Source organism: Acinetobacter sp. 1125_18A (assembly GCF_052824985.1).
The window spans coordinates 321,147-332,961 of record NZ_VTDG01000001.1; the positions used below are offsets into that span (position 1 = coordinate 321,147).

8 protein-coding genes are annotated in these 11,815 nt (G+C 41.8%); 2 read left to right on the forward strand and 6 right to left on the reverse strand.

Annotated features, from left to right (window positions below; all coding sequences use genetic code 11):
• Positions 1-16 precede the first annotated feature (16 nt).
• The 3 genes from FY049_RS01500 to FY049_RS01510 are packed head-to-tail and all read right to left on the reverse strand — an operon-like array spanning position 17 to position 4,529.
• A complete protein-coding gene (locus FY049_RS01500) occupies positions 17-961 on the reverse strand; it encodes an ABC transporter permease (RefSeq protein WP_056513055.1) in 945 nt (314 codons plus the stop codon).
• Positions 961-2,730, reverse strand: coding sequence for an ABC transporter ATP-binding protein (locus tag FY049_RS01505; protein ID WP_446083010.1), 1,770 nt, complete (start codon positions 2,728-2,730; stop codon positions 961-963). The genes FY049_RS01500 and FY049_RS01505 overlap by 1 nt, the downstream gene beginning before the upstream one ends.
• A complete protein-coding gene (locus FY049_RS01510; protein ID WP_446083011.1) occupies positions 2,724-4,529 on the reverse strand; it encodes an ABC transporter ATP-binding protein in 1,806 nt (601 codons plus the stop codon). Before FY049_RS01510 ends, FY049_RS01505 begins: the two co-directional genes overlap by 7 nt.
• A 213-nt stretch (positions 4,530-4,742) precedes the next feature.
• Between FY049_RS01510 and FY049_RS01515 the strand changes: the two genes are divergently transcribed.
• On the forward strand, positions 4,743-5,363 hold the full coding sequence (locus FY049_RS01515; protein WP_446083012.1) for a TetR/AcrR family transcriptional regulator: 621 nt from the start codon (positions 4,743-4,745) through the stop codon (positions 5,361-5,363).
• 158 nt (positions 5,364-5,521) lie between these two features.
• On the opposite strand, the gene FY049_RS01520 is transcribed toward FY049_RS01515, so the two are convergent.
• The 3 genes from FY049_RS01520 to FY049_RS01530 form a co-directional block, all read right to left on the reverse strand.
• Positions 5,522-6,970, reverse strand: coding sequence for an NAD-dependent succinate-semialdehyde dehydrogenase (locus tag FY049_RS01520; protein ID WP_446083013.1), 1,449 nt, complete (start codon positions 6,968-6,970; stop codon positions 5,522-5,524).
• A gap of 16 nt (positions 6,971-6,986) precedes the next feature.
• Positions 6,987-8,249 carry a 4-aminobutyrate--2-oxoglutarate transaminase gene (gabT, locus tag FY049_RS01525; RefSeq protein WP_224964065.1) on the reverse strand — a complete coding sequence of 421 codons (1,263 nt, stop codon included), beginning with the start codon at positions 8,247-8,249 and terminating at the stop codon, positions 6,987-6,989.
• A 279-nt stretch (positions 8,250-8,528) separates the two neighbouring features.
• Positions 8,529-9,653 carry a hypothetical protein gene (locus FY049_RS01530; RefSeq protein WP_410549120.1) on the reverse strand — a complete coding sequence of 375 codons (1,125 nt, stop codon included), beginning with the start codon at positions 9,651-9,653 and terminating at the stop codon, positions 8,529-8,531.
• Between the two features lie 509 nt (positions 9,654-10,162).
• Here FY049_RS01530 and pdxR point away from each other — a divergent pair.
• The gene (gene pdxR, locus FY049_RS01535) at positions 10,163-11,668 is read left to right on the forward strand and encodes a MocR-like pyridoxine biosynthesis transcription factor PdxR (protein WP_056513072.1); all 1,506 of its coding nucleotides are present in this window, start codon (positions 10,163-10,165) and stop codon (positions 11,666-11,668) included.
• The last annotated feature ends 147 nt before the right edge of the window (positions 11,669-11,815 follow it).

An 11,815-nucleotide genomic window follows, 5' to 3' on the forward strand; every position in this document is an offset into this window, starting at 1 on the left:
GATAGCTTCAACTTTGTCACGATCGAAGCCCCCTCAGAATCAACATCAGGAATAAAACCCCACCGACACCACCTGCAGTTAAACCAATCGGCACTTCAAAGGGATAAAGTACAGAACGTCCGATAAGGTCACAGACCAGCAGTAAAGAAGCACCTGCCAAAGCCACAATAGGTAAGGTTTTTGCTAAGTTTTCGCCATACATCAAGGCAACCAGATTGGGAACCACCAATCCTACAAAAGGAATAGCGCCAACGGTAATCACCGTTGCTGCAACAGTGATTGCAACCAGCAACAAGCCAATTGCAGCCATCCTTGCATAGCCTAGCCCCAGACTTGAGGCCATTTCCTCGCCCATCCCCAGTACCGTAAAGCGATGAGCAAAAATATAGCTCAGTACCACGATGGGCAAAATGATATAAATCATTTCATAGTGGCCTTGAATGACTCTTGAAAAGTCCCCCATCAGCCAGCCTTGCATGCTCTGCAAAATATTATTGCGATAAGCATAGAACTCTGCCAATGCACTCAATATGCCGCCATACATCAAACCAATCACGGGCACTAAAACGGTATTCCTAAATTGGATACGGCGAATGATGGCGATATAAATCAGACTGGCAAGAAAACAAAAAAGCATCGCAAACAGCATTTTACTGAGTACACTTGCGGCTGGAATAAGCGTTAATGACACTAAAATTCCAAGCTTGGCGGCATCCAAACTCCCAGTTGTACCCGGTTCAACAAAACGATTTCGGACAATATGCTGTAAGATCACACCACACACTGACAAGCCCACACCCGTTAACACAATCGTGATCAAACGTGGAATCCGACTTGCACTAAGGGTGAGCCATGCATCACTGGATGCAGAAAATAAGTCTAACCATGCGATTTGCTGAGCACCGAGTAGTAAGGATGCGATGCACAACATACCAAACAGTAACAATAAAACGACAGGCATTAGGCATGCTCTCCGACCTTTACATTTTTGCCTAGTCGCCATCCTTTAACCGCCTGCCCCTGCGCTAAATAACGGGCATAATGTCCATGCAACAAGCGTAATTGTGCGGGTGTTCCCTGCTCAATCACTCGGCCTTTTTCTAATACCGCAATGTGATCTGCAGCGGCAATTGTCGAGAGTTGATGTGCGATCACCAATATTGTTTTTTGACCCCGTAAGCGATTCAGCAATTCACAAATAATCGCCTGATTTTCTGCATCTAAAGCAGCAGTTGCTTCATCTACCAAAAGAATAGGTGCGTCTTTAATCAACGCGCGTGCAATGGTAATCCGTTGTCGTTCACCGCCTGATAGTCGTACACCACCCTCTCCCACCATGCTTTCAAGACCATCAGGAAGGCGCGCTAGCATTTCTGTGATGCCCGCTTGCTGGACTGCCTGCATCACCTGATCATCGGTTGCATTGGCTTTACCCATACGAATATTCTGAGCAATGGAGCCCGAAAACAAATAGCTGTCTTGGAAGATTTGACTGATCTGTGTAGTCAGTTGTTCATAGCGTAATTGCTTGACATCCACCCCACCTAACAACACTTGCCCTTGATTGACATCAAAAAAACGCGCCACGAGCTTGGCTAAAGTGGTTTTTCCAGAACCAGAAGCACCAATCAGCGCCATCATACTGCCTGAAGGGATATATAAATCCACACCCTTTAAGACATCAGGCTCATCCTCTGCATAACGGAATTGAACATTTTTAAATTCAATCGATGCATCATTGAGACTTGTAGAAATCTCAACTTGTGCTAATGCTTTGGCGTTAAAAATCTGTTGTATGGCTTCAAGTTGACTGCCTGCACTACGCAATACTTCGCTATAGCTTGCAACCTCAAGCAAGGTGTCAATAAATCGACAAACTAAGAGCAGTGAAACGGTAATGTTGACAATGTCTGCCAATAAGAGCTGATTTGCGCTGTGGATGTTCAGCCAAAACACCGTAACAATCAAAAATATCGCAAACACAATTTGAATGGCCCAGCTATTCAATACCGCTGATAAGGACGACATTAATATAAGCTTTAAACCGAAATGTCGTTGCTGGTCTACGGCTTGATGAATAAATCGGGTGCTACGACCTTCACCATTAAAAGCACGTAAAACGGATTGAGCTTGCGCGAACTCCACCATACGTTGGCTTGTTTCAGCAAAACTCTGTTGGTATCGCTCATCTGTAAAACGGGCAATTTGGCTAGTCAATCTAAAGACCAGCACAATCAACGGAAGCGCAACCAATGCAATCAAGCCGAACACACCATGTATACATAACAATGCGATGACAATGACCAAAGGCGTGATCACACTGCTAATCACAGGGGTAAAAACGTGCGCTGGTAATTGCGCAACCGACATCATGCCTTGAGTGACAAGATGATTGAATTGAGTGGTATTTTGTTGGGTAAACCAACCGACTGGTAGACTTGCGGCATGATGCCCCAAACGCAAACGGGCATTTTCTAAAACAGCAATACCAACAGCAATTCCCATTTGCTCCACTACACGGCGAAGACACCAACACAGGATGATTGCAAAAAATAATAAGATCAGCCAAAGCGCCATTTGATCAAGATTAACAAGCATCAATTGAGACAAAATCAACGCCAACATGATCAGGCTCAGGCCACAAAACACAGCATATACAACTGCCATCGCCAGATAACGGTGAAGAATAGTGACATCATCACCCAGCAATTGAGAAAAGGTTTTTAGCATGATGCTTCTCCCATTTGCGTATGAACATGCTTTTCGGTATAGGACCATAATTGGTGATATAAACCTTGCTGAGCGAACAACACTTCATGGGTACCCTGTTCAACAATTTTTCCTTGATCAAGGACAAGAATTTGGTCAGCATTCATAATGGTATCTAAACGATGTGCAATAACTAAAAGGGTTCGACCTTGGGCAAATTTTGAAAGTGCATCCTGAATTGCAATTTCATTTTCAATATCAGCAGCAGCTGTGGCCTCGTCCAGCACCAATATCGGTGGGTCCAGTAAAATTGCTCTGGCAATACTAATCCTTTGACGTTCACCCCCTGACAACTGGGCATCTTTCCCCACAATAGATTGATAGCCTTGTGGCAACGCCATAATTCGATCATGAATATTTGCAGCCTTTGCTGCATTTTCTATTTCTTGTTGGTTGGCGTTTGGACGTCCGAGAGCAATATTGTCACGTACACTGGCATGAATGAGACGGGTATCCTGCAAAACAAATCCGATCTGTTGATAAAGTGTGGTGGTTTGAATATCGCGTAGATCTACGCCACCAAGCATGATCTTTCCTGCAACAGGATCAAAAAAGCGTAGCAACAGCTGAGCAATGGTTGACTTCCCTGCACCCGATGGACCGACAATTGCAGTGATGGTTCCAGACTTAAGTGAAAAATTAAGATCAGATAGCACTTGATGTTGCGCTGCATAGCCATAGCTGACTTGATGAAAATCAATACTGCTGTCTTTAATCTGTAATTGTGGATTCCCTTTGGCCATCGGCAATACAGGTGTATCCAATAATGCCAAAATTCGCTGTGCGGCAGCCTGACTGGCTTGTAGATCATGTAATAAGGTATGCAACAATAAAACAGGGGCGCAGATGGTTGGTGTAACCAACATAAAAGGCAGTAAATTTATGGGTTTAAGCCAACCCAAAGAAATCAATAGTGTTCCACTCAGCAGTACAACACCTAATATGGTGATCGGTGAAATCATCGCATGGGCATGTGCCATAGATTTGACTAAGGGACGAGTAAATATTCGAAAAGCATCTGCAAATGAATGAACGGCTTGCTGATAGCCCTGTGAAGCCTGACCACTTTTGCCAAAGGTTTTGACGACGGGTATCGCATGGATAAATTCAACAGCGGCACTATTGATCTGATCCAGCTGATTGGCAAATTGCTGAATATTATTTCCACTAGCACGCATGGCTTTGCGTAAAAATATGACAAAGCCTAAAAATGGCAGTAATGCTAAAATTGCCATGCGCCAGTCCATCATCAATAGAAAAATTAAAGCAACACTAATTGTGCCGAATGCACGTCCAACAGCGGGATAAAAATGTGCAGTTAAACTATGCAACAGACCAATGTCATCCTGCATGATTTGTTTAACTTCCCCGGAACTTCTGCCTGTAAACCAGCCCAAAGGGACTTGGGTCAGATGCTGGGTTATATTGCTTTGCAATTGCCCAGTAATTTCATGATCCGCCAAATGCGCGATTAACTCACTGACGGCCAACAAAAGCATACCGAGCAGCAAGCATCCTATACTGAGTAACATCATCCATAGGATTTTATCGTCACCCTGTTGTGATCCACCGAGTGTAGTTACTTCGGTAAATATAGTACTGATCACCCATGTAATCGCGATCAAAGGCACCAAGGTGAGCATTGAACCAACCGCTGCTGTGACCGAAGCCAGAATTAACTTGAGGCGAATTGGGTGCAATATAAAATTCAATGGATTTGAATACTGAGCCTGAACTTCTTTTACATGACTTGCACACATAACAGTAAAAATCCTGTGTCTGATCGTTCACATCCATCCGCTTTTGGTCAGTTGATTCTGACTAAAACTCCGCTAGACATGCCATCAAACAATAATGAGAATTAATATCAATAGATTTAGTTGCATTGTAGTAAACTAATTAAGCAAAGTAAACGATTTGACCCTCATCCATTCACATGGCAACATTAAAAAATTAATTTTTACGGAATAAATATGTCTTCTCTGAGCAAACCGTCTTCTCGCGGTCGCCCACGTACCATCACCCATGAACGCATCATGAATGCTGGGATTGAGATCGGTTTATTGAACCTTACATTTGTTGGCGTTGCAGCTGCACTTGGGGTCAGTCATATGGCGTTATACAAACATATTGCCAGTTTAGAAGATCTCAAATATTTGATTGCAGAAGAAATTTTTATTCGTTGGGAAATACCGCAGCCTTTAGAAAAAAATCCGATTCCATTAAAACAATATCTGTTTGAATTTATGCATTCAATTCGAGAACTGGTGAAGTCCAACCCCGGCTTTACCCCCTATTTAATTCGTCGCATGGCATCTACACCTTCGATGATTACCAAAATTGAAAAACATCATCATCAAGTTGCTGCGGCTTATTCTCTTTCTGAAAAGCAGGCGGGTTGGTTAAATGCAACCATTGCATTTCACTGTATCGCGGTTGCAGATACGATTTATTCTGTGGCGGGTAAAGAACCGATTAAAGACACCCAACGTGCCACTGAAGAAGCAGAAATGGAGGCGGAATTTATCCAGAGTATGGAGGCATTAATCATTGGGGCATTAACCATGATCAATGAAAGAAATGATTTAAAATAACCCAATAAAGGCTTTATAGATTCAGGCTGTCTTTAACAGCTGATTCGCTAAGATCATTGTGCAATGGCTAAGCTACAAATTAAATTTTCCCTAAATTAAAAAATCAGTCTTGAATGGGCAAGACTGATTTTTAAAAAAGCATGATGAAAAGAACGTATTTATGCAGATAAATCCACACATAGATATTTCATTTCGAGATATTCATCAATACCAAATTTAGAACCTTCACGTCCTAGACCTGATTGTTTAATTCCACCAAATGGCGCAACTTCATTTGAAATAGCACCAGTATTAATACCAACCATGCCATATTCTAAGGCTTCACCTACACGCCATTGACGTGCTGAACTCTGTGTAAACACATAAGTCGCCAGTCCAAACTCAGTATCGTTTGCCATTGCCACGGCTTGTTCTTCATTGCTGAAACGGAATAATGCTGCCAAAGGACCAAAGGTTTCTTGTTTTGCAATGTGCATGTCTTGAGTCACCTCAGTTAACACCGTCGGCTCAAAGAAAGTTCCCCCTAAACTTGAACGTTTTCCGCCAATTTTAATCTGTGCCCCTTTGCTGATTGCATCTGCAATATGTGATTGCACTTTAGCAACAGCATCTTCATCAATTAAAGGGCCTTGAGTAGAGCCTTCTTGACGACCATCGCCAACTTTTAAGTTCGCCACTGCAGCCGTCAATTTTTCAGCCAATGCATCGTAAATACCATCTTGTACATAAATACGATTCGCGCAAACACAGGTCTGACCACTATTACGGAATTTGCTCAGCATAATGCCTTGTACGGCTTGTTCCAGATTGGCATCATCAAAAACCAATACTGGCGCATTGCCACCAAGCTCCAATGATAATTTTTTGATTGTTGGCGCACACTGTTGCATTAAAATACGGCCCACTTGAGTTGAACCAGTAAAACTCAGCTTTTTAACAGTATCACTTTCACACAGTGTTTTACCGACTTCAATTGCATCACCACTGATATGAAGCAATACATCTTGTGGCAAACCCGCTTGTACTGCCAAGACTTCTAAGGCATATGCCGTTAATGGCGTTTGCTCCGCAGGCTTAACCAGCATCGAACAACCCGCAGCAATGGCAGGCGCAGCTTTACGGGTAATCATCGCCGCTGGGAAATTCCATGGCGTAATCGCAGCTGTTACCCCAATCGCTTGTTTAATAACCAGCAAACGCTGATTTGGCTGTGTTGGGGTCAGTACCTCACCATCAATACGACGCGCCTGTTCGGCAAACCAGCGAATAAATGATGCCGCATAAGTAATTTCACCACGTGCTTCCAACAAAGGCTTACCTTGCTCTGCGGTCAAGATTTGTGCGAGTTGCTCCTGATTTTGCAAAATCAAGTTGTACCATGCCCACAAAACATCCGCACGCTGCAAGGCTGTTTTTGCTTTCCACATCCTTTGTGCAGCTTGTGAACGGCTAATTGCTTGTTCGACCGCCTGACGATCAGATACTTTCACCCATGCTAATGGCGCATGAGTTGCAGCATCACTCACTTCGATGTAGCCACCATTTAACGGTTGTTCAAAGTGAATATCTGCATGCTGTAATAAATATTTCAAATGATCTTGAAGCATTTCAATCCCCCATTTCTTATGCTGCAACCAGCGTTGCAAACCCTTGTTTTAAAATAGCGAGACCATCTTTAAATTGCGCTGTTGGAATTGTTAATGGGTATAAGAAACGAATGACATTACCATTGCGGCCACAGGTTAAAATCAGTAAGCCATTTTCCATTGCATGCGTCTGTATTGCTTTTGCTTGTTCAGCTGTTTCTAGTTCAATTGCAACCATTGAACCCAAAGCGCGAATATCGGTAACAATGCTGGTGGTGGACTTAATTGTATTTAATACTGAAACCAACTCAGCACCCAATACATTGGCGCGATCACATAGACCTTCACTTTCAATAACATCAATAACTGCATGTGCTGCAGCAACCGCGATTGGACTGCCCGCATAAGTACCACCTAACCCGCCAGGATTCGGTGCATCCATCACATCAGCACGGCCAACTACACCTGAGATAGGGAAACCACCACCTAAGCTTTTTGCCATAGTGATGAGGTCAGCTTTAGTTTCATAGTGATTCATAGCAAATAATTTGCCTGTCCGCGCAAAGCCAGACTGAACCTCATCTGCGATCAGCAAAATACCATGCAAGTCACATAGTGCACGTAAACGCATTAAGAATTCCGCTGGGGCTACATTGAAACCACCTTCTCCTTGCACAGGTTCAAGTACAATTGCAGCCACATCATGCGCAGCAATATCTTCAGCAAAAATATCTTCGATGCTTTGAATTGCGTCATCTATCGTAATGCCTTTCGACGCCACTGGATAACGCGCATGAAAAACGCCTCCAGGCATCACACCGAAATCACGTTTATAAGGTGCTGTTTTACCTGTCATTGCCATGGTCATAAATGAGCGACCATGGAATCCATTTCCAAAAGTTACAATACCGTGGCGACGTGTATATGAACGGGCAATTTTTACTGCATTTTCTACAGCTTCTGCGCCCGTAGAAAAGAATGAAGTTTTTGCAGGACCATCTATCGGGGCGCGTTGATTAATACGCTCGGCAAGCGATACATAACTTTCATAAGGTACAACTTGATATGCTGTATGGGTAAATTTTGTTAATTGTTCAGTAACAGCAGCAATAATTTTAGGATGACGATGACCTGTGTTGAGTACCGCAATTCCACCAGCAAAATCGATAAATTGATTGCCTTCAAGATCCCAAATTGTCGCATTTTCTGCTTTCTCCGCATACCATTGACACATAACACCAACTCCTCGAGGTGTTGCCTGCTGTTTACGCGTATTCAAAGCAGAGTGTTTACTGTCCATTTTATATCCTCAATCTTGATTCATAAATGATAAAATTTCAGCATCCATATCACCCAATTGATGATATGCAAATGACATATTGATTTGTCTTATTGTGCGCTTTTATGGGTATGAAACGAGAGCCACTTTAATTAAGTGCGAGAGAGCCAATGTATACACTTGCTCTATTTTTAAAAAAATTAAAATTCAATAAATACGGATAAATCTTAGTTTTAAAATTAGCTGATAAAAAAATGGCACCTTTTAAAAGGGTGCCATTGTTTAAGTTATGCGAAAAAACTAAAAATTATAAATAAACAGTAAATTAAGGAGTTTACTCTGCCCTGATGCATCGCCTTTTGCTAGAGAATTGGCATCACCACCAATAAATACATCATTTTTCCCCACGATATATTCTGCTGCTAACGAAAATTGCTTTATGTCCATATGTGCACCAAGGATTTGTCGGGTTGATGTGGCAAAACCTGACTTATTTTTATCAAACACGGTATAGCTATAATAAGGGGTAATATCATAATCTCTATAAAAATCATTGATGTGATAATCAATATTCGCTACATAGTAGTTGCTTTTGTTCGCAACAAAATATTTAGATTCAAATGAACCAACCGTTGTATAGTCTGTAGCGTTTAATGACTTGGTATCACTACGATTCTGCCCAGCGGTCAAGGTTAAATTCGCCTTTTGGTAATTTAAGCGACCAAAAACATTCCATGCATGACGATGACCCGTTTGCCCATTACTATTATTTTCCAAATCCGAATACCAATACGATCCCCCTACATTGAATTGAACAGGATAATCATCGAACTGAATTTTCTGATTAATCCGTGCAACCCACATATTTTTTTCTTCGATATTTTCTGTCGTTGTATCTTCAGGCTCAACATAATTGGCTGCATAACGCGCTGAATCTCCACCACCCCCTGCAAAACTTCCACCATCACGAGCAAAATAAGCCAAGTCCAAAACAGTATTGGTGCTGAGTTGCTGCTGCCAATTGATTCCTAAATTATGCACATCTTCTAAACCGGCATTGTCCAATAAACTCCCATACCAACTACTGGTCCAGAAACGACCTATACCAAAGGGCATATCCTGCAGTCCAAGCCTAATCCTGCTCGTATCACTTAACTTATAACCAAGATTGGCATTGACCAAAGTTGAAAAATCACACAAGGTATCATTTTGATAGCAGCGATATTCCACGCCACCAAACAAGGTCTTGGCATCATATTTTAAGTCGAGTTTCGCAGCATTAAACTTTAATTTATGGTCACTGTCCGAATAATCTTTATCTTGGTAATTCGCACGTACCCACCCTGACACCGTCAGTTTCCCCAATGCCGTATCAGCATTTCCCCAAGAAAGATCCTCAGCATAAATAGCCGTAGATACTGTCATTACGCTGAGCAGCGTAACCAACAAAATCAATTTTACTGGAATATCAGGCCTTAGACTCCACTTCTGGCAGTTCAGCATGCCTCTCTTTTTGCTAAATTGATCTTCGCTAAGTGCATCAAAATATGCAGATGGCTGAAGATCATTATTCCAAGTAATTGCCCCTTGTTGCTTATGTGTAAGATCGCTCACTATCCTGTTCATTATATGATCCTATTTTTGTATGTAGACGCATTTCCTCGCGACTGCAAAAAACTAAAACTGATGTAGCCTTGTTGATATTTACGATTCCCTAAGTTTTAGCAGCACAATCTGATCTAAAAAATAAGCTTGATTTTTTTGCTTGGGCTTTTAGTCAGATCTGTGTATATTTTTTTCTGCCATTTACGGGTTGCTATTTTTCAGCCAGAGATGAAGCAATTTTTTTTAACAATCATGGTCTGACTAGATCATTTTGCACGTGTTGACATTGTGCCCACGAGAGCCATTTTCAATTTGTAGGAGAGAGCCAATTGCGTAGCTTGCTTGGAGATTATTTACTACAACGATTGCAGCAAGATATCGATGGAACCTTGCAGTTACGGCTATTTCGCTGCTTACGCAATGCCATAATTGATGGTGTATTGGCACCTAAAACTCGTTTACCAGCATCGCGTGACTTGGCAAAAGAAATTAAAGTTTCTCGCAATACCGTGTTAAGCGCGTATGAACAATTACAAGCACAAGGTTATGTAAATGCCCGTACTGGGCAAGGGACTTGGGTCGCAGACGAATTACCTGAATCTTTTTTAGTCAAAGCAGAAAATCCCCATCAGCCCATTCAAGAAAAAAAATCTCAGCAAAGTTACAGCTTATCTCAACGTGGTTCTTACTTAATCGGTTATTCTGCTGCATCACCCTACCAATGGGGGGCATTTGTACCAGGCGAACCTGATGTAACTGAATTTCCGCATCATATTTTTAGCCGAATTCAGACCCGTTTAAGCCGTGAACCAGAAATTAATCAATTAATTTATAGCAATGCTGGTGGCAGTTTGGAGCTACGTCAGGAACTCGCGGAATACCTCAAAATTGCGCGTTCAGTTCAATGCGATGCAGACCAAATCATCATTACTGAAGGTACCCACCAAGCTATTGATTTAGTTTCGCGAACCTTGACTGATATCGGTGATGAAGTTTGGATCGAAGACCCGGCTTATTGGGGAGCCCGCAATATTCTACGCATTAATGGGGTTAATTTACGTTCATTGCCAGTTGACCAAGATGGGATTATTCCAGACCTTAATCCTCAATGCCCACCTAAGCTGATCTTCGTTACGCCTTCTCACCAGTATCCATTGGGTTCACATCTAAGTCTTGAACGTAGAAAACAGCTGATCGCGTTTGCACGTCAACACCAAAGCTGGATTGTCGAAGATGATTATGACAGTGAGTTCAGATTTTCAGGACAACCCTATCCCTCTTTACAAGGCTTAGAACCAGATTCACCCGTCATCTACATGGGAACATTCAGTAAAACCATTTATCCAGCGCTACGTATTGGTTATTTGGTCGTACCCAAAAAACTGTTTTCACCATTACGCATTGTCTCAGCAGAACTCTATCGAGGAGGACATTTAATCGATCAAAAAGTATTGGCTGAGTTTATTCGTGAGGGGCATTATGGCGCACATATTCGACGTATGCGTTTACTTTATAGCAAACGCCATGCATTTTTAATTGATTTAATTTACCGCCATTTAGGGCAAGATTTCCTACACGAATACAATACAGCAGCAGGTTTACACCTAATTTTAAAATTACCAAGTCACAGTGATGATGTTTTGATTGCCTCGAACGCGCTTGATCAAGGGGTAAAAGTCAGAGCACTGTCACAATACTATACAAAACAATATTCTACTCAACAGAAAGGTCTATTACTCGGTTTCGCCTGTGTTAATGAACAAGCTATTTTTGTCGCTTTCGGTATTTTGCTGAAATGCTTACGTGATGCTGGTATTCCGACACTCAATTATTAAAAAATCAGAGATCCATTAAAATTCCATTTTGAAGTTTAACTTCATTTTTACCCGCGTTAAAACATCAACAAAACCATAGAATATTGTTCATTTTATTGAACAACTTGATTTTTCTGTACATATTTTTTCCTCGCCTTTTTCACATTT

What these genes read in the sequence shown, in the direction of transcription:
- FY049_RS01500 (WP_056513055.1), bottom strand. Translation starts at nt 961, where the DNA reads ATGCCTGTCGTTTTATTGTTACTGTTTGGTATGTTGTGCATCGCATCC.
- FY049_RS01505 (WP_446083010.1), bottom strand. Translation starts at nt 2,730, where the DNA reads ATGCTAAAAACCTTTTCTCAATTGCTGGGTGATGATGTCACTATTCTT.
- FY049_RS01510 (WP_446083011.1), bottom strand. Translation starts at nt 4,529, where the DNA reads ATGTGTGCAAGTCATGTAAAAGAAGTTCAGGCTCAGTATTCAAATCCA.
- gabT (WP_224964065.1), bottom strand. Translation starts at nt 8,249, where the DNA reads ATGGACAGTAAACACTCTGCTTTGAATACGCGTAAACAGCAGGCAACA.
- FY049_RS01515 (WP_446083012.1), top strand. Translation starts at nt 4,743, where the DNA reads ATGTCTTCTCTGAGCAAACCGTCTTCTCGCGGTCGCCCACGTACCATC.
- FY049_RS01530 (WP_410549120.1), bottom strand. Translation starts at nt 9,653, where the DNA reads ATGACAGTATCTACGGCTATTTATGCTGAGGATCTTTCTTGGGGAAAT.
- FY049_RS01520 (WP_446083013.1), bottom strand. Translation starts at nt 6,970, where the DNA reads ATGCTTCAAGATCATTTGAAATATTTATTACAGCATGCAGATATTCAC.